This is a genomic window from Microbacterium arabinogalactanolyticum (genome assembly GCF_030268005.1).
GTDB classification, from domain to species: Bacteria; Actinomycetota; Actinomycetes; order Actinomycetales; family Microbacteriaceae; genus Microbacterium; species Microbacterium arabinogalactanolyticum.
The window spans coordinates 964,470-989,251 of record NZ_BRZC01000004.1; the positions used below are offsets into that span (position 1 = coordinate 964,470).

Below are 24,782 nucleotides of genomic sequence, written 5' to 3' on the forward strand. Positions count from 1 at the left end.
TTCATGGCTGGCACCACCCCTCCCCGCGTCGCGATCGTCGGAGCCGGATTCGCCGGGCTCGTCGCGGCGCGCGAGCTCGAAGCAGCGGGCATCGACGTCGAGATCTACGAGGCGCGCGACCGCATCGGCGGGCGCGCCTGGACAGACGAGCGTCTCGGACATCAGCTGGAGATGGGCGCGACGTGGGTGCACTGGATGCAGCCGTTCGTGTGGACCGAGATCACGCGCTACGGGCAGGGCATCCACCCCAGCCCGATCGCCGACGACGCGTACTGGCTCAGCGACGGCGAGGTGCACCACGGCACAGAGGCCGAGCTCGACGAGAGACTCGCCCGCCCGCAGGAGCGCATCTTCGAAGGGTCCCGCGAGTTCTTCCCCTACCCCCACGAACCGCTGGGTGTGCTCGACTCCGGCGATGCGCACCTCATCGAGCGCTTCCGCGCCGCGGACCAGGGCAGTGTGCTCGACGCGCTGCGAGGCGGGGACTTCACCCAGGAGGAGATCGACCTCGCCGACGCGTACTGGTCCGCCGGCTACAACGGCCGCACCGCGACGGCGTCGCCGCTGATGGCCAAGCACTGGGCGGCGCTCAGCGATCATCGCCTCTCACTGCTCGACGAGCAGACCCTGCGCTTCAAGCTCGACGGCGGCATGCAGGGCATCTACCGCGCGATCGCCGCCGACCTGCGTGCGCCGATCCGGCTCAGCACCGCTGTGACCGCCGTCGCCCACGACGCCGACGGCGCTCGCCTCACGCTCGCCGACGGGACCGCCGTCGAAGCGGATGCCGTGATCGTCACCGCCCCGCTCGGCGCCCTGGACGGCATCGCCTTCTCCCCCGCGCTCCCCGCCCCCGCCCAGCAGGTCATCGACGACGGCTTCAACTGCACGGGCTTCAAGATCTGGATCCGCATCCGGGGGAAGCACTCCCTGATCGCCTATGCCCCCACCGGCAACCCGATCGCACTGGTGCGCAGTGAGTACTTCGACGACGACAGCACGATCCTGGTGGGCTTCGGTCCCGACCATTCGCAGATCGACCTGACCGATGCCGCGCACGTGCAGGAGATCGTGCGACGCTGGCGTCCCGACCTCGAGGTGCTGGAGTGCACCGGGCACGACTGGGTCGCCGACCCCTGGTCGGGGCAGACCTGGGCCACGCCGCGCTCGGGCCAGTTCCTGGAGGGCTGGAGCCTGTTCCGCGACACCGGCACGCGCCTGCGCTTCGCCGGCGCGGACTGGGCGAAGGGCTGGAACGGCGTCGTGGTCGACGGCGCCATCGAGACCGGCATCACCACCGCCCGCGGCCTGATCGACGAGTTCCGGCGGGGCTGACGACCATGCGGGCCTTGAGAGCGCCAGTCGCCGAGGTGCAGGCCGGCACGGCGAGCATCGCAGCCGGGCGGGCCGACGTCGACTGGGACTTCACCCGGTTCCGCGCCGCGGTGAACGATTCCTTCGTGCCGTTGCAGGTCACATCCGACCATCCGGGATCGTTCCGCGGCCGTATCAGCCATTCCGATGCCGGAGGCGTGCACGTCGCCGTCGTCGATGCCGACGAGCACGTCGTCGAGCGCACTCCCGCGCTGATCGCGGCGCGACCGCGACACTGCTTCAAGGTGGGCATGCTGACGGCCGGGCACGGGATGCTGGTGCAGGACGGCCGCGAGGTGCTGATGCGGCCCGGGATGCTGGCGGTCTACGACACCGAGCGACCCTACACGCTCGCCTTCGACGGCCCGTTCCGCAACCTGGTGGTGATGCTGCCGGCCGCGGACCTCGGTCTGCCACTGGACGCCGTGCGCACCCTGACCGCCGCATCCCTCGGCGGCGGTCAGGGCGGAGCCGGGGCACTCGTGCTCCCCTACCTGCACGGTCTTGCGGAGCATCCGGAGATCCTCGCAGGGTCTTCGGGGGCCCGGATCGCGCGCAGCACGGTCGATCTGATCGCCACCCTGCTCTCGCAGGAGCTGGCGCTCAGCGGCGCGGACGCCGATCCCCGGGCGCGCCTGTTCGCCGACATCCTCGATTTCATCGATCTGCATCTGAGTGACCCTGCGCTCGACCCTGCCGCGATCGCTTCCCGGCACTTCATCTCCCAGCGATCGCTGCACGCCCTGTTCCAGGAGAACGGTCAGACGGTCGCAGGCCGGGTGCGCCGGCGCCGGCTGGAGATGTGCCGCATCAGACTCGCGGATGCCGCGTTCCAGGACCACTCGATCATGAGCATCGCCTCGGCCTGCGGCTTCGCGGACGCCGCGAACTTCAGCCGCGCATATCGCGCGGAGTTCGGATGCTCACCCAGCCAGACCCGATCAGTCCTCACCTCCACCACTCCCATCACGACCGAGGAGCACCGCAATGTCCACCGCCTTTGACACGTACCAGAGCCTGCTCGCCGCCATCGCCGCCGACGGCGGGCCCTCACGCGAGGTGCACGACCCGGCCACGGGCGAGCTGATCGCGCGGGCCCCGATCCACGACGAGACCGACCTCGCCCATGCGATCGAGCGGGCCCGATCCGCGCAGCCCGGATGGGCTGCGCTCTCCGACGAAGAGCGCAGCGCGGCGCTGAACCGTGTCGCGGATGCCGTCGAGGCCGCGGCCGAGCCGCTCGCCGAGCTGCTCTCGCGCGAGCAGGGCAAGCCGCTGAACGGCCCGAACGCCCGCTTCGAGGTGGGCGCGTGCGCGGCCTGGCTGCGCGCGACCGCCGCGACGCCGCTGCCCGTCGAGGTGGTGGTCGATGACGGCGACACCTACGCCGAGCTGCACCGCCGCCCGATCGGCCTGGTGGCGGCCATCACTCCGTGGAACTGGCCGATGATGATCGCGGTCTGGCAGATCGCGCCGTCGCTGCGCATGGGCAACGCGGTGGTGACCAAGCCCTCGGAGTACACCCCGCTCAGCGGGCTCGCACTCACGGCGGTGATGAACTCGGTGCTGCCGGACGGCGTCCTGAGCACCGTCGTCGGCGACGGCGCTCTGGGTGCGGCGATGACCACCAGCCCGGCGTTCGGCAAGATCATGTTCACCGGCTCCACGGCGACCGGGAAGCGGATCGTGCAGAGCTCGGCCGACAACCTCACCCGGCTCACGCTCGAGCTCGGCGGCAACGACGCCGGCATCGTGCTGCCCGACGTGGACCCCGCTGCCATCGCGCAGGACCTGTTCTGGGGCGCGTTCATCAACACGGGCCAGACCTGCGCGGCGATGAAGCGTCTGTACGTGCACGAGGACGTCTACGACGAGGTCGTCGCGGCGCTGGCCGAGGTCGCCGCCGCCATGCCGATGGGCGTGGGAGTCGACGAGCAGAACGTGCTGGGTCCGCTGCAGAACCGCATGCAGTTCGACGTCGTCGATCGCCTCGTCGAGGCCGCCAGGAGCTCCGGCGCGCGGGTCGTGCTGGGCGGCGACCCGGACCGTGGCGCCGTGGGCAACTTCTACCCGACCACGCTCATCGCCGACATCGATCCGGCGAACCCGCTGGTGCTCGAGGAGCAGTTCGGTCCGGCGCTTCCGATCATCAGGTACCACGATGTCGACGAGGCGATCGCCCTGGCCAACGGCGTGGACGTGGGCCTGGGCGCCTCGGTCTGGTCGGCCGACCGCGCGAAGGCCCGCGAGATCGCGACGCGTCTGCAGGCCGGCACCGTGTGGATCAACTCGCACGGCGGCGTGCACCCGATGATCCCGTTCGGCGGCGTGAAGCAGTCCGGTTACGGGCTGGAGTTCGGCGCCGAGGGCCTGAAGTCGGTCTCGGTGCCGCAGGTGATCAACGGCTGAGGCCGCTCCGGCCCCGTGTGAAGGACGTTCGCGCTTCTGAAGGACGCTCGGTGCTCCGGCATCCTTCAGAAGCGCAGACGTCCTTCAGAAGTCGCGGGCCTCAGGCCTTGGACATCCCGTAGATCGGGGACTTCGCCTGCTCGGCCTCGTTCTCCGGCCCCAGCGGGATGCCGGTGCGGTCGCGCAGCAGCAGGGTGGCGAGGAGACCGATCACGGTCATGCCGGCCAGATACCAGGTGATGCCGGTGGTGGAGTGCGTGTTCTGGAAGATGGCCTGAGCGATCAACGGCGAGAACGCGCCGCCCACGATGGCGCCGATCGCGTACGAGATCGAGACGCCGGAGAACCGGATGGACGCCGGGAACAGCTCCGAGTAGAGCGCGGCCTGCGGCCCGTAGGTGAATCCGAGCCCGATGGTGAGGATCACGAGCGCCGCGGCGAGCGAGCCGAGCGTGCCGAGATTGGTCAGGAAGAACAGCAGGAAGACGCCGATCAGCTGCAGCACCCAGCCGATGATGTAGGTGTTGCGCCGCCCGATCCTGTCGGAGATCCAGCCCGCGAACCAGGTGAAGAACAGCCAGCTGATCCCCGACAGCGCGACGATCCAGAAGACCGCACCGGTGTCCAGGCCGATCGGCCCGTTGGGGTCGGTGGCGTAGTGCTGCACGTAGCCGCCGGTGGTCATGTATCCGACGGCGTTGTTGCCCGCGAACACCAGTGCCGCGATGATCACGAGCGGCAGGTGGTGGCGCAGCAGCTGGATGATCGGCATGCGCGTCTCCTCCTTGCGCTCGGCGATCTCCTGGAACACCGGGCTCTCCGAGACGCGACGGCGCACCCAGTAGCCGACGCCGATCAGCACGACCGACAGCAGGAAGGGGATGCGCCAGCCGATCTGGCCGAAGGCGGTGTCGGCGAGCGCGACGTCCGACCCGGGCTTCGGGCCGGGGAAGATCGTCTCGGTCAGCGCCAGCACCATCGATGCCAGCAGCAGCCCGATCGGCACGCCGATCTGCGGGGATGCCCCGAACAGCCCGCGCTTGTGCTTGGGCGCGTGCTCCACGGCCATCAGCACGGCGCCGCCCCACTCGCCGCCGGCCGAGATGCCCTGGATCACGCGCAGCACGATCAGCAGGATCGGCGCCCAGACGCCGATCAGCGCGTGCGTGGGCAGCACGCCGACGAGCGTGGTCGCGCCGCCCATCAGCAGGAGCGTGAGCACCAGCATCGGGCGACGGCCGATCTTGTCACCGAAGTGCCCGGCCAGGAATGCGCCCAGCGGCCGGAACAGGAAGCTGACGCCGACGCTGAAGAACGACACGATCTGCGCGAAGTCCTTGCCCATCGGCTCGAAGAACAGGGCCGCGAAGACGGTGGCCGCGGCGAACGCGTAGATGAAGAAGTCGTACCACTCCACGGTGGTCCCGACCACGGTGGCGACGACGACGCGACGCCGGTCTGCGGCGCTCGCGATGGTTCCGGTCGGGGTGAACCCGTCCTCTGACTTGCCGCTCATGTCTCTCTCCTTCGAGGTGACTGTCGGGGATTCCACGTGATGCTTGCCCCGGGATGCGACGATGATATACGATTTCGCATACGACGCACAAGGCATCCTCCCTGTGCGCGAACGCGAGGAGGCGCATCCATGACGGCGATCACCCGACCGGGCAAGATCATCGCGATCCACCTGAACTACGTCTCGCGCGCCGATCAGCGCGGCCGCCGCCCCGCAGCACCCTCCTACTTCTTCAAGCCCGCGAGCTCCGTCGGCGTCAGCGGCGGAACGGTAGAACGCCCCGCCGGCACCGAACTGCTCGCCTTCGAGGGTGAGATCGCCCTGATCATCGGCACTCCCGCTCGCCGGGTGTCCGTCGAGGACGCCTGGTCGCACGTGGCATCCGTCACCGCATCCAATGACCTGGGCCTGTACGACCTGCGCGCCAACGACAAGGGCTCCAACGTCCGGTCCAAGGGCGGCGACGGATACACCCCGCTCGGCCCCGAACTGATCGATGCGGCATCCGTCGACCCGGGGAACCTGCGCGTGCGCGCCTGGGTCAACGGCGAGCTGCGTCAGGACGACAGCACGAGGGGTCTGCTCTTCCCGCTCCCCCAGCTGGTCGCCGACCTCTCGCAGCACTTCACCCTCGAGCCCGGTGACGTGATCCTCGCCGGCACGCCCGCGGGATCGAGCGTGATCGTCCCGGGTGATGTCGTGGAGATCGAGGTGGACGCTCCGGATGCCCCCGGTGCTCCGTCGTCAGGTCGCCTGGTCACCACGGTGACGCAGGGCGAGGTCGCCTTCGACCCCACTCTCGGCTCGCTGCCCGCCGTCGACGATCTGCAGCGCACCGAGGCCTGGGGCTCGCGCGAGGCGGCGGGGCTTCCCGAGACCGACTCCGAGTCCGCGCCGTCCGGTCTCTCCCCCGATCTGCGCGCCAAGCTCGCGGCGGCGCCGACGGCGGGCCTGTCCAGCCAGCTGCGCAAGCGCGGACTGCACTCCTGCTTCATCGACGGGGTGTCCGCCAACATCGCCGGCAGCAAGATCGTCGGCACCGCCAAGACCCTGCGCTTCATCCCGGCCCGCGAGGATCTGTTCCGGAGCCACGGCGGCGGCTACAACGCGCAGAAGCGCGCCTTCGACGCGGTCGGCGAGGGCGAGATCATCGTGATCGAGGCCCGCGGCGATGCCGGCACCGGAACTCTCGGCGACATCCTGGCTCTGCGCGCCAAGACCCGCGGAGCCGCGGGCGTCGTCACCGACGGCGGTGTGCGCGACTTCGATGCCGTCACCGAGATCGGTCTGCCGGTGTTCTCGAAGGGCGCCCACCCGTCCGTGCTGGGCCGCCGCCATGTGCCGTGGGAGTTCGACGTCACGATCGCCTGCGGCGGCGCCGCCGTGCAGCCCGGCGACGTGATCGTGGGCGACGGCGACGGCGTCATCGTGATCCCCTTCGAGCTCGCGGAGGAGGTCGCCGACGCGGCTCTGGCCCAGGAGGACGAGGACGCCTGGATCGCCGATCAGGTCGCCGCCGGGCATCCCGTCGACGGGCTGTTCCCGATGAACGCCGAGTGGCGCGCCCGGTACGACGAGAGGTCGGGCACCCGATCATGACCACCGTGGTCCGCGAGGGCAGCAAGTCGGAGCAGGCATACGCCTGGATCCGCTCGCGCATCGCCTCGCACGCCTTCGGTCCCGGGTACCGCCTGGTGCTCGGCACGATCGCCGACGAGCTCGGCATGAGCGTGGTCCCCGTGCGGGAGGCCATCCGCCGCCTCGAGGCCGAGGGACTGGTGACGTTCGAGCGCAACGTCGGCGCGCACGTCTCGCTCATCGACGAGAGCGAATACGCGCACACCATGCAGACCCTGGGCATCGTCGAGGGCGCCGCCACCGCGCTGTCCGCTCCGCTGCTGGACGCCGATGCGCTCGACCGCGCCGAAGCCGTCAACGACCGGATGCTGCACCTGCTGGGCCACTTCGACGCGCACACGTTCACCTCGCTGAACCAGGCGTTCCACTCGGTGCTCTACGAGCCCTGCCCGAACCCGCACATCCTCGACCTGGTGCACCGCGGATGGAGCCGGCTCTCCGGCATCCGCGACTCCTCGTTCGCGTTCGTCCCCGGCCGCGCCCGGCACTCCGTTGACGAGCACACCCGCATCCTCGAGCTGATCCGCGGCGGTGCCGACCCGCTCGAGATCGAGCTCGCCGCCCGAGACCACCGCTGGCGCACCATGGACGCGTTCCTGGCCGCCCGCCACCCCCACCCCACCGAAGAAGGACGATGATGACCGACGTGTACACCCCGGCCGACCTGCCCGCGAAGATCCAGCACTACATCGACGGCGAGTTCGTCGACTCCCTCGACGGCGACACCTTCGAGGTGCTCAACCCGGTCACCAACGAGACCTACGTGCACGCCGCCGCCGGCAAGAAGGCCGACATCGATCGCGCGGTCGCCGCCGCCCGTCGCGCGTTCACCGAGGGTCCGTGGCCCCGGATGCTGCCGCGCGAGCGCTCGCGCGTCCTGCACCGCATCGCCGACATCGTCGAGTCGCGCGACGCGCGCCTCGCCGAGCTGGAGTCGTTCGACTCCGGGCTGCCCATCACGCAGGCCCTGGGCCAGGCTCGCCGCGCCGCCGAGAACTTCCGCTTCTTCGCCGACCTGATCGTCGCGCAGGCCGACGACGCCTTCAAGGTGCCCGGCAAGCAGATGAACTACGTCAACCGCAAGCCCATCGGCGTCGCGGGGCTCATCACGCCGTGGAACACCCCGTTCATGCTCGAGTCCTGGAAGCTCGGCCCCGCCCTGGCCACCGGCAACACGGTCGTGCTCAAGCCCGCCGAGTTCACGCCGCTGTCGGCATCGCTGTGGGCGGGCATCTTCGAGGAGGCGGGCCTCCCGAAGGGCGTGTTCAACCTCGTCAACGGACTCGGCGAGGACGCCGGGGACGCCCTGGTGAAGCATCCGGACGTCCCGCTGATCTCGTTCACGGGCGAGAGCCGCACCGGGCAGATCATCTTCGGAAACTCGGCGCCGTTCCTGAAGGGCCTGTCGATGGAGCTCGGCGGCAAGAGCCCCGCGGTCGTCTTCGCGGATGCCGATCTCGACACCGCGGTCGACGCCTGCGTCTTCGGCGTCTACTCCCTGAACGGCGAGCGCTGCACGGCGGGCTCGCGCATCATCGTCGAGCGCGCGATCTACGACGAGTTCGTCGAGCGCTTCGCCACCATGGCCAAGCGCGTGAAGGTGGGACTCCCCCACGACCCGACCACCGAGGTCGGCGCGCTCGTGCACCCCGAGCACTACGAGAAGGTGATGAGCTACGTCGAGATCGGCAAGACCGAGGGTCGCCTGATCGCCGGCGGCGGCCGTCCCGACGGCTTCCCCACCGGCAACTACGTCGCCCCGACCGCCTTCGCCGACGTCTCTCCGGATGCCCGGATCTTCCAGGAGGAGATCTTCGGACCGGTCGTCGCGATCACGCCCTTCGACACGGACGAGGAGGCGCTGTCCCTCGCGAACAACACCAAGTACGGCCTCGCCGCCTACATCTGGACCAACGACCTCAAGCGGGCGCACAACTTCGCGGGCGCCGTGGAGGCCGGCATGGTGTGGCTGAACTCGAACAACGTGCGCGACCTGCGCACCCCGTTCGGCGGCGTGAAGGCATCGGGACTCGGCCACGAGGGCGGCTACCGCTCGATCGACTTCTACACCGACCAGCAGAGCGTGCACATCACCCTCGGCGCCCCGCACAACCCCGCCTTCGGCAAGCAGGACCTGGACGACCCGGACCCGCGCTGACCCGCCCGATTTCAGAAGAGCAAGGACGCTGACATGAGCAACAACCCGGCCTCTGCCGCCCACCCCGGCAAGACCCTCACCTCCTCCGGCTTCTACGTGAGCCAGGACACGGAGATCATCTGCGAGAACCCGACGCCGACGCCGACGAGCACCCCGCCCGACGTGCTGCGCTGCGCGTACATGGAGCTGGTCGTGACCGACCTCGCCGCATCCCGCGAGTTCTACGTCGACGTGCTGGGCCTGTACGTGACCGAGGAGGACGACCAGGCGATCTACCTGCGCTCGACCGAGGAGTTCATCCACCACAACCTCGTGCTGCGCAAGGGCGGGGTCGCCGCGGTCGCCGCCTTCTCGTACCGCGTGCGCACCCCTGAGGACCTCGACCGCGCTGTCGCGTTCTACACGGAGCTGGGCTGCGACGTGCGTCGTGCGCCGTCCGGCTTCACGAAGGGCATCGGCGACTCGGTGCGCGTCGTCGACCCGCTCGGCTTCCCGTACGAGTTCTTCCACGCGACCGATCACGTCGAGCGGCTGTCGTGGCGCTACGACCTGCACAAGCCGGGCGAGCTCGTGCGGCTTGACCACTTCAACCAGGTCACCCCCGACGTGCCCCGCGCCGTGAAGTACATGCAGGATCTGGGCTTCCGCGTCACGGAGGACATCCAGGACGAGGAGGGCACCGTCTACGCCGCGTGGATGCGCCGCAAGCCCACCGTGCACGACACCGCCATGACCGGCGGTGACGGACCGCGCATGCACCACGTGTGCTTCGCGACGCACGAGAAGCACAACATCCTGGCCATCTGCGACAAGCTCGGCGCCCTGCGCCGCTCGGACGCCATCGAGCGCGGCCCCGGCCGCCACGGCGTCAGCAACGCGTTCTACCTCTACCTGCGCGACCCCGACGGGCACCGCGTGGAGGTGTACACGCAGGACTACTACACCGGCGACCCCGACAACCCGGTCATCACCTGGGACGTGCACGACAACCAGCGCCGCGACTGGTGGGGCAACCCGGTGGTGCCGAGCTGGTACACGGATGCCTCGCTCGTGCTCGACCTGGACGGCAACCCGCAGCCGGTGCGCGCCCGAACCGACAGCAGCGAGATGGCCGTGACCATCGGCGCCGACGGCTTCTCTTACACCCGTCCCGACGACGAGGCCGAGATGCCGGAGTGGAAGCAGGGCGAGTACAAGCTGGGTCATCAGCTGTGACTCTTCCCGCCGAGACGATCACCGCCCTGGCCGCGGAGCTGGCCGAGGCCGAGCGCACTCGCGGCATCATGCCGCGCATCACCGCCCGGTACCCGGATGCCACGATCGAGGACTCCTATGCGATCCAGGGCGTCTGGCGCGACGCGCAGCTGGCGTCCGGCCGCACGCTCGTCGGCCGCAAGATCGGCCTGACCTCGAAGGCCATGCAGCAGGCGACCGGGATCACCGAGCCGGACTACGGCGTGATGTTCGACGACACGGTGTACGCCACCGGATCGGAGATCCCGTACGACCACTTCTCGAACGTGCGCATCGAGGTGGAGCTGGCCTTCGCCCTGAAAGCGCCCCTCGAAGGACCGGACTGCACGCTCGCGGACGCGCTCGCCGCGATCGACTACGCCGTGCCGGCACTGGAGGTGCTGAACTCCCACATCGAGCTGGAGGGACGCACCATCGTCGACACGATCAGCGACAACGCCGCCTACGGCGCGATGGTGCTGGGCGACGTGCGCATGCACCCCGACGAGATCGATCTGCGCTGGGTGCCGGGAGTCCTCTCCCGCAACGGCGAGATCGAGGAGACCGGGGTGGCCGCGGGCGTGCTGGGGCATCCGGCCACCGGCGTGGCCTGGCTGGCGAACAAGTTCCACCAGCACGGGCAGCGGCTGGAGGCCGGGGAGCTCATCCTGGCAGGATCGTTCACGCGGCCCATGTGGGTTCAGCGCGGCGACACCGTGCTGTGCGACTACCGCGAGATGGGGACCATCGAATGCCGCTTCGTCTAGACCCGACCTTCCGCGACCGGCTCGCCGAGTCCGACCGGCCGCTGATCGGCATGTGGCTGAGCACGGGTTCTCCCCTGATCGCCGAGATCTGCGCCGGCTCGGGTGTCGACTGGCTGCTGATCGACATGGAGCACGGGCCCAACACCCTGACCACCGTCCAGCAGCAGCTGCAGGTGATCGCCGCGTACCCGGTGACCACGGTCGTGAGGGTGCCGTTCAATGACGCGGTGATCATCAAGCAGGTGCTGGATGCCGGTGCGCAGAACCTGCTCGTGCCCATGGTGGCCTCCGCCGAGGAGGCACGGGCGGCTGTCGCCGCCGTGCGCTACCCGCCGGAGGGCATCCGAGGTGTCGGTTCCGCGCTCGCGCGCAGCGCGCGCTGGGGACGGGTGAGCGGATACGTGCCGAACGCCTCGCAGACGATCTCGCTGATCGTGCAGGTCGAGTCGGCGGATGCCGTGGAGCGGGCCTCCGAGATCGCCGCGGTCGACGGCGTCGACGGCGTGCTGGTGGGCCCCGCCGACCTGTCGGCATCGATGGGCCTGCCCGGTCAGCAGGGGCATCCGGATGTCGTCGCCCACGTCCACCGCGTGTTCGAGGCCGCGCACGCCGCAGGCAAGAAGGCCGGCGTGAACGCGTTCGACCCGGCCGGTGCCGACGCCTACCTGGAGGCCGGCGCCGATTTCCTCTCGGCGAGCGCGGATGTGACCATCCTCGCGCGGGGCTCCGAGGCTCTTGCGGCCCGGTTCATCCCGGCATCCGACGAAGCGGGCGCCGACTCGTACTGACGCCCGTCACAACTCCGGAGAACCGACGACAGTTCGCCGCCCGACGACGGATTCCGTGCCGTTCGCGACAGGTTCTCCGGAGTCGTGGCCGCTGTGGTTGGATGAACGGATGCACAGCGCCGAGACCGACCGATGACGCGCGGCCTCGCCGCTCCTCGCCTGGCGGCGATGGGCGACCGCAACTTCCGGTGGTTCTTCCTCGCCAGGGCGATCACGATGATCACGGGCTCCATGTCGTCGATCGCGCTGGCGTTCGCCGTGCTCGAGATCGACAACCATCCGGTCAGCCTGTCCCTGGTGCTCACGGCCTTCACCGTCGCGAACGTCGTCTTCGTGCTGTTCGGCGGGGTCGTGGCCGACCGACTCCCCCGCGCTCTGGTGATCCAGGCCTGCTACGTGCTCGATCTGCTCTCGATCGGCGCGATCGCCTATCTGCTGTTCACGCACACCGCCACCATCCCCGTGATGGTGGCCCTCGCAGCGGTCAACGGCGCGTCGACCGCGTTCGTGCTCCCCGCGATGCAGGGCATCATCCCGCAGCTCACCCGGCCCGAGACTCTGCAGCAAGCCAACGCGATGCTCTCGTTCGTGCGCTCTGCGGTCACGATCGGCGGACCGGTGATCGCCGGCATCCTGGTCACGACGGCAGGTCCCGCCTGGGCGATGGTGGTGCAGCTGATCGGCTGGCTCTCGGCCATCCCGATCCTGGCGATGGTGAAGCTGCCCCCGCCCGTCGGCGACGGGCGGTTCTCGCTGTTCGCCGACCTGCGGATCGGCTGGACCGAGTTCTGGAGCCGGTCCTGGCTGTACGCGGTCGTGCTCGCATTCATGATCATGAACGCGATCCACGTCGGCGCATGGGGCGTCGTCGGTCCCTACATCGCCAAGAACGACGAGCGGCTGGGCATCGCCGGCTGGGGCTGGGTGGTCAGCGCCGAGGGTGTCGGTGTGCTGCTGATGACCCTGGTCCTGATGTGGTTCCCCCTCAGGCGCCCTCTGCGGATGGGGATGATCGGCATCAGCCTGTTCGCGATCCCGCTGACGATGCTGGGCGCGCACCCGGCGGTCGTGCTCGTCGCGATCGCGGCTCTGCTGGCCGGCGCGGGGGCGGAGGTGTTCAGCTCGGGCTGGAGCGTGGCGATGATGGAGAACATCCCCACCGACAAGCTCAGCCGCGTCTCCAGCTACGACATGCTGGGCAGCTTCGTGGTGATGCCGATCGGCACCCTTGTGTACGGCTGGCTGATCACGCGGGCCGATCCGGCCGTGGTGCTGGTCACCTCCGGCATCCTCTATGCGGTCATCGCCGTCGGCACCGCGTTCGTGCCGAGCGTGTGGCGGATGGGCCGCGTCGAGGCGGCGACCGTCTCGCACTGAACTCATGGCATCCGGTGCCAGACTGGACGCATGACCTTCGAGACGCTGCGAGCCCTCGCCGACCGCGCCGCACTGTTCACCGCCCTGCGCCAGGACCAGCTGATGACCGCGACCGACGCGCTCGGCGAGCACCGCTGGGACGTCGATCTCGCCGCCGGCACCTTCACGTTCGCGGCGACGGCGCAGCCCGACCGCACGCTGGTCGCGACCCCGCACCTGCTCGCGTCGATCGCACCGGGGCCGCGGTCGCTGATGTGGTCGTGGGCCATGCCGCAGGGCGATCGCTCCGGCATCACCGAGAAGCTGCGCGCGTACGGCGCCGAGCACGGCGTCCCCGAGCTGACACAGGGCGAGGTGGCCTTCCCGGCCGACACCGGTGAAGACATCCAGGCGTGGGTCGCCGACCTGGCTCATGCGATCGCGGGAGCCGCCGTGGAGATCACCGGACTCTCTCCGTACTACTCGGCTCCGGCCGGCGGCGCCCGCGCCGTGCTACTGCTGGACGCCCCGATCGAGCCGCTCACGGTCGCCGCAGCGGTCACTGCGCTCCCCCGCATCCTCTCCGGCCTCACGCTCGCCGACCCGCGCGCATCGGTGTGGGACCTCGGGCGCCTCGCGGGATGGCGGCTCGAGTGGGCGGACGAGGCGTTCTCGGCGGCGACGCTGACGGATGCCACCGGCTCGGCGACCTTCCGCTTCGACGAGTACGCGCGCATCATGGGCATCGAGGGCTCGCTGGGCGGCGCCACGACCCCGACTCCCTGACGAGCTGCCGGCGCGCGCTCGGCGTCACCGCCCCTGCTCGGCCACCTCGCCCCTGCTCATCTGCGCAGCTCAGCGGGGGCGAGGCAGCTCAGCGGGGGCGAGAAGCACCACAGTCGGACGTTCAGCGCCCGAGACGCTGGCGCGCCGTGCGACTCCCCGCGCCGACGGGCACGCGCGTGGTCGCGGCGGCGAGCCCGAACGGCGGCATGTCGTTGTACACGACCTCGAGGTCGGCGAACGGCACCTGATAGGTCTCGTGCCAGACGCCGACGTCACCGGAGCCCTGCGAGGTGCGGACGAACTCGCGCCACGCGGCGAGGTGCGGCGCATCACGGTCCGACGCGAAGCGCTGCAGGTGCTCCGGGCTCTCCCAGTACGAGAGCAGCACGGTGGTGCGCCCGAGCCACTGATGGAAGCCGAGCAGCCCGGCATCGGGATGGGTCATCAGATGCTTCAGCATCGGTCCCATCCGCGAAGCGGTTCGTGCGACGCTGCCGACGCGCCACCAGCGATTCGCCCGCATCCCGATCAGGAACACTGTGATGTCCGTGCGATCGGATGCCGCCGTGAATCGCCCCGGTTCCACCTGAGCGGTCATGATCTCTCCCGTCGAAGCTTTGCGTAACGTTGTTATGAAACGACGTTACGCTACGATCGTGACCATGGCAAGACCCACTGTCTACGACGATGACCTGCGCACGAGGCTGCTGGAGGAGACCGCCGAGATCATCGACCGCGACGGCCCCGATCGCGTCGCGCTGCGCGAGATCGCTCGCGCAGCAGGCACCTCGACGTCAGCGATCTACACGCTGTACGGAGGCAAGACCGAGCTGCTCGCCGCCGTGATCGAGCACGCGTTCCGCTCCTTCGGGGACGTGCAGCTCGCCGCGGAGCCGCAGGGCCTCCGCGCGCTCGGTGAGGCCTATCGCGCGTGGGCGCTGGCCCATCCGGCCCTCTTCCGGCTGATGTTCGGCGATCGGATGCCCGCCGAGCACGCGGCCGTGGAGGCCGTGGCCGTGCAGTCGCTCGCCCCGCTGGTGCGCACGGTCTCCGGCATCCGGCCCGGCACCCCTGAAGCCGCTCAGCGCGACGCCGTGATCATCTGGTCGCAGGTGCACGGCGCCGTCGCCCTCGAGCTCGCGCAGGCCGCTCCCCCCGGGGTGGACTGGGACGCGGTCTACGCCGGACTCCTCGATGTCGTGGAGCGCTCCCTCGCATAGTCCCGCCACGCCCCGACACCCCCAGATGCCGTCGAGACCCCCAGTTGCAGACGTCTGCGACTGGGGGTCTCGACGGAAAGAGGGGGTCTCGGCGGAACCTGGTCAGGCCAGGGTGCGTTCGGCGGCCTCGACCACGTTCGTCATGAGCAGCGCCACCGTCATCGGACCGACCCCGCCGGGGTTCGGGGAGATGAAGCCGGCGACCTCGGCGACGTCCGGGTGCACGTCGCCGTAGACCTTCGACTTGCCGGTCTCGGCATCCGTCTCCCTGGTCACGCCCACGTCGAGCACCGCGGCGCCGGGCTTCACGTCGGATGCCGTGATCAGGTGCTTCACGCCGGCGCCCGCGACGATCACGTCGGCCTCGCGCAGGTACGGCGTCATGTCCGGAGTGCCGGTGTGCACCTGCGTGACGGTGGCGTTTATCACGCGACGCGTCAGCAGCAGCCCCATCGGGCGGCCGATCGTCACACCGCGGCCGACGACCACCACGTGCTTGCCGTTCAGGTCGTAGTCGTTGCGCAGCAGCAGCTCGATCACGCCTCGCGGGGTGCACGGCAGCGGGGTATGGATCGGCCCGTTGACGTTCAGCACCAGGCGGCCGAGGTTGGTCGGGTGCAGTCCGTCGGCGTCCTTGGCCGGGTCGATCCGCTCCAGGATCGCGTCGGTGTCGAGGTGCTTCGGAAGCGGCAGCTGAACGATGTAGCCGTGGCAGGCGGGGTCGGCGTTGAGCTCGTCGATCAGCGCCTCGACCTGCTCCTGCGTGGCATCGGCGGGCAGCTCGCGCTGGATCGAGTTCATCCCGATCGCCTCGGACTGCTTGTGCTTCATGCCGACGTACAGCTGGGACGCCGGGTCGGCGCCCACCAGGACAGTGGCGATGCCGGGGACCACACCGCGTTCGCGCAGCGCGGCCACGCGCTCGGTGAGCTCGTCCTTGATCGCCGCTGCGGCGGCCTTGCCGTCGAGGACCTTCGCGGTCACTGCTGCAGGCCCGGGTACAGCGGGAAGGCCGTGGCGAGGGCGTCCACGCGCGTGCGCAGCGCCTCGATGTCGGCACCGGGCTGCAGCGCGAGCGCGATGATGTCGGCCACCTCGGTGAACTCCGCGTCGCCGAAGCCGCGGGTCGCGAGGGCCGGCGTGCCGATGCGCAGACCCGAGGTCACCATCGGCGGACGCGGGTCGTTCGGGACGGCGTTGCGGTTCACGGTGATGTGGATCTCGTGCAGCAGATCCTCGGCCTGCTTGCCGTCGATCTCGGCATCGCGCAGGTCGACGAGCACGAGGTGCACGTCGGTGCCGCCGGAGCGCACGGCGATGCCGGCGTCCTTCACGTCCTGCTGGGTGAGGCGCTCGGCGATGATCGCGGCACCGCGCAGCACGCGCTCCTGACGCTCCTTGAACTCGGGGGTCGCGGCGAGCTTGAACGCGGTCGCCTTGGCGGCGATCACGTGCATGAGCGGGCCGCCCTGCTGGCCGGGGAACACTGCCGAGTTGATCTTCTTGGCGATGTCGGCGTCGTTGGTGAGGATGAAGCCCGAGCGGGGACCGCCGATGGTCTTGTGCACGGTCGAGGAGACGACGTGGGCGTGCGGCACCGGGTTCGGGTGCAGGCCGGCCGCCACGAGGCCGGCGAAGTGCGCCATGTCGACCCAGAGCAGGGCGCCCACCTCGTCGGCGATCGCACGGAACGCGGCGAAGTCGAGGGTGCGCGGGTAGGCGGACCAGCCGGCGATGATCACCTTCGGCTTGTGCTCGAGGGCGAGCGCGCGCACCTCGTCCATGTCGATGGTGGAGGTCTCGGGGTTCACGCCGTACGCGACGATGTTGTACAGACGGCCCGAGAAGTTGATCTTCATGCCGTGCGTGAGGTGACCGCCCTGGTCGAGGGAGAGACCGAGCAGCGTGTCGCCGGGGCGCGCGATGGCGTGCAGCACGGCGGCGTTGGCGGAAGCGCCGGAGTGCGGCTGGACGTTCGCGAACTCGGAGCCGAACAGCGCCTTGGCGCGGGCGATCGCCAGCTCCTCGGCGACGTCGACCTCTTCGCAGCCGCCGTAGTAGCGACGGCCCGGGTAGCCCTCGGCGTACTTGTTCGTCAGCACCGAGCCCTGCGACTGCAGCACGGAGACGGGCACGAAGTTCTCGGAGGCGATCATCTCGAGGTACGTGCGCTGGCGGTTCAGCTCGCGCTCGAGCACCTCGGCGATCTCGGGGTCGACCTCGGCGAGCGGGGCGTCGAAGTAGCGGTCGGTCATGGCGGTCTCCTGTTCACACGGGGTAAGGGGTGTGTTCCTCATCGGCCCAGGCGCGCGGTCGAATCCTCAGAGCCGCTCCCCGGTGGTGACCCACCCAGACGCCAGTCGCGACGCAAGAAAGCTTAGCGGATGGCGATGTCCGCGGCCCACGGTCCTCGCCCGTGTGACGGTCGGCGCGCTAGGTTTTGTTCATGGTCCTTCCTGATCTCCTCCCGCTGGTCCCGGCGCCCGTCTCCGTCATCATCGGCGAGGGCCGGATGCCGCTGGCGGATCCTCTGCGCATCATCGGCGACGACGCCGCATCCGATCAGCTCGCCGCCGCGATCGGGCACCGCACCGGCATCCGCCCGGTCCGCGTGGCCGAGAAGGCGCGCCCCGGCGACGTCGTCGTGCGGATCGATCCGGATGCCGCGGCCGAGGCGTATGCGCTGACGATCGGCGAGATCGTCGAGCTGACCGGCTCCGTGGATGGGCTGCTGCACGGCATCCGCACCCTGATGCAGCTGCTGACGGATGAAGGGGACGGTCGGTGGGCCTGGCGCCGCGCGACGATCGCCGACGCCCCGCGCTTCGCGTACCGCGGCGTCATGCTCGACGTCGCCCGGCACTTCTTCCCGGTCGACGAGGTCGAGAAGGTGATCGACCGGATCGCCGAGCTGAAGTTCAACCATCTGCACCTGCACCTCAGCGACGACCAGGGATGGCGCATCCACGTCGACTCCTGGCCGCTGCTCTCGCAGCTCTCCTCGACGGTGAGCGCCACGGGCGACGGCCGGGCGACCGGCGGCGGCTGCTACAGCAAGGACGACTACCGCGCGATCGTCTCCTACGCGGGGTCCCGCGGCATCACGATCGTCCCCGAGATCGATATGCCGGGCCACACCCATGCCATCGGACTCGCCTATCCCGAGCTCGTCGAGGCGCCCGTCATGAACGAGCACCTGCTCGACGACGCGCAGCGACTGGGCCAGGCCCTCCCCGAGGCGGGCGTGCCCTACACCGGTTGGGGTGTCGGCCACTCCAGCCTGCGCATTCACAAGGAGCGCACCTACGACTTCGTCCGGGACGTGCTCGCGGAGCTCGCCGAGCTCACGCCCGGCCCGTACCTGCACATCGGCGGGGACGAGTCGCTGGGCACCTCCCCCGCGGACTTCGCGTACTTCATCGAGCGCGCGACCGGGATCGTGCAGGAGCTCGGCAAGACGCCGGTCGCGTGGCACGAGGCCGGCGCGGCCGAGGTCGCGCCCGGCACGGTGGGCCAGTACTGGGGCCTGCTCGCACCGGACGCCTCGCACGCCGAGCACACCGCGCACTTCGTGGAACGCGGCGGACGCGTGATCCTCTCGCCGTCGGACGCCGCCTACCTCGACATGAAGTACGACCACGACTTCCCGCTCGGTCTCGCATGGGCGGGGACCGTGGACCTGCACCGCGCCTACGACTGGCAGCCGACCGCGCTTCTCGACATCCCCGCGGATGCCGTCGCCGGTGTCGAGGCCCCGCTGTGGACCGAGACGGTGGAGAGCCTCGAGGAGGCCGATCAGCTGATGTTCCCGCGCATCGCGGCCATCGCCGAGATCGCCTGGGGCGCCACCGCCCCCGCTCGCGGCTGGAACGACTTCCGCGAGAGACTGGCAGCGCTGGCGCCGGCCTGGCGCGCCGACGGCATCCGATTCCACCCCGTGCCCGAGATCGACTGGAGCGACCGATGACCCCGACCACAGACTTCCGCGGCTCCCGCGTGATCCACTCCGCGCGGATCGTCGACGGTGACGGCAGCACCACCGAGAACGGCTGGGTGCGGTTCGAGGACGGCGTGGTCGTCGCACGCGGCACGGGCGCCGACTGGGCGGACGCCGACGACGTGATCGACGCGAGCACGGTCGCCGGAGCGGATGCTGTCCTCACCCCGGGCTTCATCGACATCCACGGGCACGGCGGAGCGGGCGCCGCCTACGACGACGGCGCGGACGCGATCCGCACCGGGCGCGACATGCACCGCACCCACGGCACCACGCGCGCCGTCATCTCGCTGGTCACCGCATCCATCGACGACCTCGCGCGCCAGGTGTCGGTCATCGCGGATCTCACCGAGTCGGATCCCGAGATCCTCGGCAGCCACCTGGAGGGCCCGTTCCTGGATCCGGGGCATCAGGGGGCGCACGAGCCGTCGCTGCTGCGCGCACCGGAGCCCGCCGACGTCGCGCGTCTGCTGGAGGCCGGGCGCGGAACCGTGCGCCAGGTGACCCTCGCCCCCGAGCTTCCCGGCGGGCTCGACGCGGTGCGCCAGATCGTGGCATCCGGCGCCGCCGTCGCCGTCGGTCACACCGACGCGGATGCAGATATCGCGCGGCAGGCGTTCGAAGCAGGCGCCACGATCCTCACGCACGCCTTCAACGCCATGAACGGCATCCACCACCGCGCGCCGGGGCCGATCCTCGTCGCGGCCGCAGACCACAGGGTCGTGCTGGAGGGCATCGCCGACAACTTCCACCTCGACCCGCACGTGATCAAGCTGCTGTTCGATGCCGCCCCTGGCAGGGTGGCGCTGATCACCGATGCCATGGCCGCAGCGGGCAGCGCCGACGGACACTACGACCTGGGTGCGGTCAAGGTCACCGTGAAGGACGGTATGGCGCGCGCCGACGACACCGGCTCGATCGCCGGCTCCACGCTCACGCAGGACGTCGCGCTGCGGCGCGCCGTCGAGGCCGGCGTCACCCTCGGCGAGGCCGTGCGCGCGCTGACCGCAACCCCGGCCGGTGCCGTCGGGTTCGGTGGTTCTCTCGGCCGGCTGCAGCCCGGGTACGCGGCGGACGCCGTGCTGCTGGACGGCGGCTTCGCGGTTCGCGGAGTGTGGGTCGGGGCTGCGGCATCCCGCTGAGCCGCGACGGACGGTCCGCCCCGCGGTGCCCGCCGCCCGGCCCGGTGAGCCGCCGGAAAGCGCCCGGACATGCGGGAGGCCGCTGCCTTTTCCCCAGTGCAGCGGCCTCACCTCCCCCGAGCCGACCGGCCGGAATCTCCTCCCCCGAGGATTCCGAGCCGGTCTCGACCCGGCGCGATACCCCGTGCGCCGATGTCACCTGACACCCCGCCCCCCGGTGGCGTGTCAGGCATGCTCTACGAGAAGAGATGCAGTCGGCCACGGTTCATTACGCGGTTTCCAGAAGTTTTTTCGCGGATGTTCGTGGGAGCGCTCTCCACAGGATTCGGGCGGGGGTGGCCTCAGGAACGTTTTCGGGTCAGAATGGAGAAGACGCGTGATGAAATCCCCTCCCACGCGTCTCTTCTTGTGAGGGCGCCTCAGCTGGGTATGAGAGCGTTCCCAGGAACAAGACGAAGGAAGACGTGGAAGACCAGAGTCCAGCAAGGTCAGCAGCGGCTGACGCCGACCTCGTGCTGCGCACCCGCTCGGGTGACGCCGAGGCGTTCGGCGAACTCTGGCGACGCCACTACCGATCGGGGATGACGGTCGCCCGGTCGGTCACCTCCTCGATCGACCCCGACGACCTCGTGCAGGAGTCGTACTCCCGCATCTACCAGGCCATCCTCAAGGGCGGCGGCCCGAACGGGTCGTTCCGCGCGTATCTCTTCACCAGCATCCGCAACACCGCGGCCGCGTGGGGCCGGGCCCGTCGCGAGACGGCGATCGACGAGCTCGAGACGGTTGCCGATCCTGCCAGCACCGACAGCGCCGCGAACGAGGAACTGGACCGCGGCCTGACCGCGCAGGCGTTCCGCTCCCTCCCCTCGCGCTGGCAGGAGGTGCTCTGGTACTCCGAGATCGAGCAGATGAAGCCCGCCGCGATCGGCGCACTGCTCGGCATGAGCGCCGGCGCCGTGTCACAGTTGACGTTCCGCGCCCGCGAGGGTCTGCGAGAGGCCTGGATCCAGGCGCACCTGCGCAGCGTCGGCGAGGGGTCCGAGTGCCAGTGGACGATCGAGCACCTCGGCGCCTACTCACGCGGCAACCTGGGAGTCCGGGCGCAGCAGCGCGTCGACGATCACCTCGAGGGCTGCGCACGCTGCATGATCGTCGCAGCAGAGGCGAAGGACGTGTCCAGCCGTCTCGCGCTCGTCCTGCTCCCCCTGGTTCTGGGAGTCACCGGCGCATCCGCCTATCTCGCCGCCCTGCAGGGCGGCGGAACGCCGCTCGTCGCCCTGGCCGCCATGCCGTCGAGCGTCGTCGAGGGCGCGGTCGTGGTCGGCACCACAGGCAGCGGAGTCGCTGCGGGTACCGCCCTCACGGGTGGATCGGCCGGATCCGGTGCAGCCGGAGGATCCGGCACGTCGAGCGCTTCCGCCTCGATGCCGGGCATCGGCGCGCTGGTGGGCGCAGGCTCGGCCGCGCTCGTCATCGCCGGTGTGGTCGCCGCCGCCGCGGTCGTGCCCGGGATGCTCAGCGGAGCCCCTGCGACCTCCCAGCCCAGCGCCTCCGAGTCCGAGCCCTCGTCGATCTCCTCCGAGGTCGTGCCCGACTCCACGATGTCGGCAGACACCCCGATGGTGATCGACGTCGAAGAGCAGCCTCCGGCACCCAAGGACGACACCGAGGTCAAGGCCGACCCCCAGCCTCCCGCGCCTCCGCAGCACGCGGACGTCACGGAGCCGGCCATCACGAAGCCCGCGCCGACGCCCACTCCCACGCCGACGCCCAGCCCGGATCCGACGCCCACGCCCGAGCCGACGCCGACGCCGACGCCCGACCCTGGTGAAGACGGCGGCGCGGTCGACCCCGGCACGGATCCCGGCGGCGAGACCCCGGAAGCGCAGGAACTGACGTGGGGCACCGCCGATGTCGTGATCGACGCGCAGCTCCACACTCACTACCTGATCCCGGTTCAGGGGACGCCTGGAAGCGTCGTGCAGGTGTGGATGGATGCCGTCCCGGCCCGCGGCGCTGAGTTGACTCTGTCATCCGACGGAACCGGGACCGCTGATCTGCGCCCCAACGCCCAGCAGCTTCTCACCAATGCCGAGGTGGGGTTCCGCTATGTCGTCGAGGGTGTCCCCGGCGACTGGAGCTCGACCAGCCTGTGGTCGCTCCACCCGCTCCTGGGCGCGCCGGCAACCGAGCCTGCTCCAGAGCAGCCGGCCACGGCGACCCCGACGCCGCCCGCCGAATAGACTTGAGGGCATGTCGCAGGATCCCGTCGTCGCCGCCGGCGTGAGCCGCCGCCCCCTCACCGCACTGGACCTCATCCGCGTGGTCGTGCTGCTGGCCGCGCTCATCACCTTCGCGCTGTGGGGCTTCGGCTCGTGGCCCCTGCCCTGGAACATCGTGGTCGGCATCGGCGCTCCCGTCGTCACGCTCCTGGTGTGGGCGCTGTTCCTGTCGCCGCGCGCCGTGCTCCACCTGCATCCGTTCCTCCGTGCCCTGGTCGAGCTCCTCATCTACGTCGCCGTGACGCTCGCCTGGTGGTCGCTGGGGCACGCCTGGATGGGGCTCGCCTTCGCGGTCGTCGCCGTCACCGCGGGTGTGATCGCCGGACGCCGCACCCTGGCATGAGCGTCCTCGAGCTGCTGCGGCAGGACCTCGGCGACATCGTCGACACCTCCGCCGAGTCCCTCGAGGCGGCGCGCGCGGACCGCAGCGGCCACCGCTCCCCCGGACGGCCGCTCGCCGTCGTCCGCGCCCGCACGGTCGAAGACGTCCAGCGCACGCTGCGCATCGCATCGGCGACCGCCACCTCCGTGGTCGTGCGCGGCGCGGGCACCGGCCTCGCCGGCGCCGCGAACGCCGGGCCCGGCCAGATCGTGCTGTCCACCGCGGAGATGGACCGCGTCATCGAGGTGCGCCCCGACGACCTGCTCGCGGTCGTCGAGCCGGGCATCCTCAACGCGACGCTGAACGCGCAGCTCGCGGAGCACGACGTGTGGTGGGCACCGGATCCCGCCAGCCGCGAGATCTCGACCGTGGGCGGAAACATCGCCACGGGCGCAGGCGGACTGCTCTGCGCGAAGTACGGCGTCGTCCGCGACGCGGTGCTGGGCGTGGACCTGGTGCTCGCCGACGGCCGACTGCTGCGCCTCGGCCATCGCACGGTGAAGGGAGTCACCGGACTGGACCTCACGTCGCTGGTGATCGGCTCGGAGGGGCGGCTGGGCGTGATCGTCGGCGCGACGCTGAAGCTGCGCCGGCTCGTGGAGGGCGGCACCTGCACGATCACGGCGACCTTCGATTCGGTCCGCGACGCCGCCGCGGCCTCGGCCGCGGTCACCGCCTCCGGCGCCCAGCCGGCCATCATGGAGCTCATGGACGCCCGCATGCTCGCGGCCGTGCACGATCTTCTGGGTCTGCCCGTCTCCGACGCCGGGACATCGCAGCTCACCATCCAGACCGACGGTCCGGGCGCCCGAGAGGAGGCCGCGCGCATCGTGGAGGTGCTCCGGGCGGCCGGCGGCGCAGTGGTCGAGACCGATGACCCGGTGGAGGGTGAGCGTCTGCTCGCCATCCGCCGCTCCACGCACCCTGCGCTGGCCGCGCTGGGCACGACGCTGATCGAGGACGTCGCCGTGCCGCGCAGCGCGATGCCCGCGATGTTCGACGAGATCGCACGCATCGAGCAGGAGTACGGCGTCGTCATACCGACGGTCGCGCACGCCGGCGACGGCAACCTGCATCCGAACTTCATCTTCGACGGTGACGAGGTCCCCGATCACATCTGGGACGCCGCCGGTGAGCTGTTCCGCGCCGCGATCCGCCTCGGCGGCACGCTGACCGGCGAGCACGGCATCGGGATGCTCAAGAGCCGCTGGCTGGCCGAGGAGCTGGGCGAGGACCAGTGGCGGATCCAGCGCGACATCATGCGCGTCTTCGATCCGCAGGGGATCCTGAATCCCGGGAAGGTGTTCTCCGATGCCTGACATCCGTGTCAGCGCCGCCGTGATCGTCGACCGCATGGGCCGCGTGCTCGTGGTCCGCAAGCAGGGCACCACCCGCTTCATGCAGCCCGGCGGCAAGCCCGAGCCCGGCGAGACCGCGGCGCAGACGCTGATCCGCGAACTCGACGAGGAGCTCTCGCTGCACGTCGAGGAGTCCGATCTCGAGCCGCTGGGGACCTTCGTCTCCGCGGCGGCCAACGAGCCGGGTCACCGGGTGATCGCGGATGCCTTCGCGATGCATGCGGAGCCGGAGGACGTCGTCGTGCAGGCCGAGCTCGCAGAGCTGCGATGGCTGGAGCCCGGCGACCGCACGAGCGTGCCGCTGGCACCGCTCAGCGAGGAGCACCTGCTGGCGTTCGCCTGGCGCTGACGCCGGCAGACAGCCCGAGGTCGGACG

22 protein-coding genes and 1 riboswitch are annotated in these 24,782 nt (G+C 70.3%); of the genes, 18 read left to right on the forward strand and 4 right to left on the reverse strand.

The window, feature by feature from the left end; translation table 11 throughout:
• Positions 1 to 3: 3 nt before the first annotated feature.
• From MIAR_RS09100 to MIAR_RS09110, 3 genes are read left to right on the forward strand one after another with little or no spacing between them, the layout of a single operon-like run.
• Positions 4 to 1,335 (forward strand): NAD(P)/FAD-dependent oxidoreductase, encoded by a 1,332-nt coding sequence (locus tag MIAR_RS09100; RefSeq protein WP_285634440.1) that lies wholly within the window; start codon positions 4 to 6, stop codon positions 1,333 to 1,335.
• A 14-nt stretch (positions 1,336 to 1,349) separates the two neighbouring features.
• Positions 1,350 to 2,378 (forward strand): AraC-like ligand-binding domain-containing protein, encoded by a 1,029-nt coding sequence (locus MIAR_RS09105; RefSeq protein ID WP_285634442.1) that lies wholly within the window; start codon positions 1,350 to 1,352, stop codon positions 2,376 to 2,378.
• A complete protein-coding gene (locus MIAR_RS09110; RefSeq protein WP_285634445.1) occupies positions 2,362 to 3,783 on the forward strand; it encodes an aldehyde dehydrogenase family protein in 1,422 nt (473 codons plus the stop codon). Before MIAR_RS09105 ends, MIAR_RS09110 begins: the two co-directional genes overlap by 17 nt.
• A gap of 100 nt (positions 3,784 to 3,883) precedes the next feature.
• On the opposite strand, the gene MIAR_RS09115 is transcribed toward MIAR_RS09110, so the two are convergent.
• On the reverse strand, positions 3,884 to 5,299 hold the full coding sequence (locus MIAR_RS09115; protein ID WP_285634448.1) for an MFS transporter: 1,416 nt from the start codon (positions 5,297 to 5,299) through the stop codon (positions 3,884 to 3,886).
• A gap of 129 nt (positions 5,300 to 5,428) precedes the next feature.
• On the opposite strand from MIAR_RS09115, the gene MIAR_RS09120 reads away from it, so the two are divergent.
• The 8 genes from MIAR_RS09120 to MIAR_RS09155 all read left to right on the forward strand — a co-directional run bounded on the left by MIAR_RS09120 (position 5,429) and on the right by MIAR_RS09155 (position 14,025).
• Positions 5,429 to 6,898, forward strand: a complete 1,470-nt coding sequence (locus MIAR_RS09120) for a fumarylacetoacetate hydrolase family protein (protein ID WP_285634451.1) — start codon at positions 5,429 to 5,431, stop codon at positions 6,896 to 6,898.
• Positions 6,895 to 7,575: a GntR family transcriptional regulator gene (locus MIAR_RS09125; protein WP_285634453.1), complete on the forward strand. Its 681-nt coding sequence runs from the start codon at positions 6,895 to 6,897 to the stop codon at positions 7,573 to 7,575. Before MIAR_RS09120 ends, MIAR_RS09125 begins: the two co-directional genes overlap by 4 nt.
• Positions 7,575 to 9,095 carry a 5-carboxymethyl-2-hydroxymuconate semialdehyde dehydrogenase gene (hpaE, locus tag MIAR_RS09130; RefSeq protein WP_285634456.1) on the forward strand — a complete coding sequence of 507 codons (1,521 nt, stop codon included), beginning with the start codon at positions 7,575 to 7,577 and terminating at the stop codon, positions 9,093 to 9,095. Before MIAR_RS09125 ends, hpaE begins: the two co-directional genes overlap by 1 nt.
• Positions 9,096 to 9,128: 33 nt before the next feature.
• Complete coding sequence (gene hpaD / locus MIAR_RS09135) at positions 9,129 to 10,310, forward strand: 3,4-dihydroxyphenylacetate 2,3-dioxygenase (RefSeq protein WP_285634459.1); 1,182 nt, start codon at positions 9,129 to 9,131, stop codon at positions 10,308 to 10,310.
• Positions 10,307 to 11,095 (forward strand): fumarylacetoacetate hydrolase family protein, encoded by a 789-nt coding sequence (locus tag MIAR_RS09140; protein WP_285634462.1) that lies wholly within the window; start codon positions 10,307 to 10,309, stop codon positions 11,093 to 11,095. The genes hpaD and MIAR_RS09140 overlap by 4 nt, the downstream gene beginning before the upstream one ends.
• Entirely contained in the window at positions 11,080 to 11,883 is an 804-nt protein-coding gene (locus MIAR_RS09145) for an HpcH/HpaI aldolase family protein (protein ID WP_285634465.1), read from the forward strand. Before MIAR_RS09140 ends, MIAR_RS09145 begins: the two co-directional genes overlap by 16 nt.
• A gap of 132 nt (positions 11,884 to 12,015) precedes the next feature.
• Positions 12,016 to 13,260: an MFS transporter gene (locus MIAR_RS09150; protein WP_285634468.1), complete on the forward strand. Its 1,245-nt coding sequence runs from the start codon at positions 12,016 to 12,018 to the stop codon at positions 13,258 to 13,260.
• Between the two features lie 30 nt (positions 13,261 to 13,290).
• Positions 13,291 to 14,025: a DUF6882 domain-containing protein gene (locus MIAR_RS09155; RefSeq protein WP_285634471.1), complete on the forward strand. Its 735-nt coding sequence runs from the start codon at positions 13,291 to 13,293 to the stop codon at positions 14,023 to 14,025.
• Between the two features lie 121 nt (positions 14,026 to 14,146).
• Here the strand turns inward: MIAR_RS09155 and MIAR_RS09160 are convergent, their stop codons facing one another.
• Positions 14,147 to 14,623: a DUF4188 domain-containing protein gene (locus tag MIAR_RS09160; protein WP_285634473.1), complete on the reverse strand. Its 477-nt coding sequence runs from the start codon at positions 14,621 to 14,623 to the stop codon at positions 14,147 to 14,149.
• Positions 14,624 to 14,687: 64 nt separating this feature from the next.
• On the opposite strand from MIAR_RS09160, the gene MIAR_RS09165 reads away from it, so the two are divergent.
• Entirely contained in the window at positions 14,688 to 15,245 is a 558-nt protein-coding gene (locus tag MIAR_RS09165) for a TetR/AcrR family transcriptional regulator (protein WP_285634475.1), read from the forward strand.
• Between the two features lie 102 nt (positions 15,246 to 15,347).
• On the opposite strand, the gene MIAR_RS09170 is transcribed toward MIAR_RS09165, so the two are convergent.
• Together MIAR_RS09170 and glyA are read right to left on the reverse strand one after the other, a co-directional pair.
• A complete protein-coding gene (locus MIAR_RS09170; RefSeq protein ID WP_285634477.1) occupies positions 15,348 to 16,229 on the reverse strand; it encodes a bifunctional methylenetetrahydrofolate dehydrogenase/methenyltetrahydrofolate cyclohydrolase in 882 nt (293 codons plus the stop codon).
• A complete protein-coding gene (gene glyA, locus MIAR_RS09175; RefSeq protein WP_285634480.1) occupies positions 16,226 to 17,500 on the reverse strand; it encodes a serine hydroxymethyltransferase in 1,275 nt (424 codons plus the stop codon). Before glyA ends, MIAR_RS09170 begins: the two co-directional genes overlap by 4 nt.
• Positions 17,501 to 17,537: 37 nt before the next feature.
• Positions 17,538 to 17,619: riboswitch (ZMP/ZTP riboswitch) on the reverse strand.
• A 72-nt stretch (positions 17,620 to 17,691) separates the two neighbouring features.
• Between glyA and MIAR_RS09180 the strand changes: the two genes are divergently transcribed.
• The 6 genes from MIAR_RS09180 (at position 17,692) to MIAR_RS09205 (ending at position 24,755) form a co-directional block, all read left to right on the forward strand.
• Positions 17,692 to 19,212, forward strand: coding sequence for a beta-N-acetylhexosaminidase (locus tag MIAR_RS09180; RefSeq protein WP_285634483.1), 1,521 nt, complete (start codon positions 17,692 to 17,694; stop codon positions 19,210 to 19,212).
• Positions 19,209 to 20,384, forward strand: a complete 1,176-nt coding sequence (locus tag MIAR_RS09185) for an N-acetylglucosamine-6-phosphate deacetylase (protein ID WP_285634486.1) — start codon at positions 19,209 to 19,211, stop codon at positions 20,382 to 20,384. The genes MIAR_RS09180 and MIAR_RS09185 overlap by 4 nt, the downstream gene beginning before the upstream one ends.
• Before the next feature lie 512 nt (positions 20,385 to 20,896).
• The gene (locus MIAR_RS09190) at positions 20,897 to 22,627 is read left to right on the forward strand and encodes a sigma-70 family RNA polymerase sigma factor (RefSeq protein WP_285634489.1); all 1,731 of its coding nucleotides are present in this window, start codon (positions 20,897 to 20,899) and stop codon (positions 22,625 to 22,627) included.
• 10 nt (positions 22,628 to 22,637) lie between these two features.
• Complete coding sequence (locus MIAR_RS09195; protein WP_285634492.1) at positions 22,638 to 23,009, forward strand: YrdB family protein; 372 nt, start codon at positions 22,638 to 22,640, stop codon at positions 23,007 to 23,009.
• On the forward strand, positions 23,006 to 24,367 hold the full coding sequence (locus MIAR_RS09200) for an FAD-binding oxidoreductase (RefSeq protein ID WP_285634495.1): 1,362 nt from the start codon (positions 23,006 to 23,008) through the stop codon (positions 24,365 to 24,367). The genes MIAR_RS09195 and MIAR_RS09200 overlap by 4 nt, the downstream gene beginning before the upstream one ends.
• Positions 24,360 to 24,755: an NUDIX hydrolase gene (locus MIAR_RS09205; RefSeq protein WP_285634498.1), complete on the forward strand. Its 396-nt coding sequence runs from the start codon at positions 24,360 to 24,362 to the stop codon at positions 24,753 to 24,755. Before MIAR_RS09200 ends, MIAR_RS09205 begins: the two co-directional genes overlap by 8 nt.
• The last annotated feature ends 27 nt before the right edge of the window (positions 24,756 to 24,782 follow it).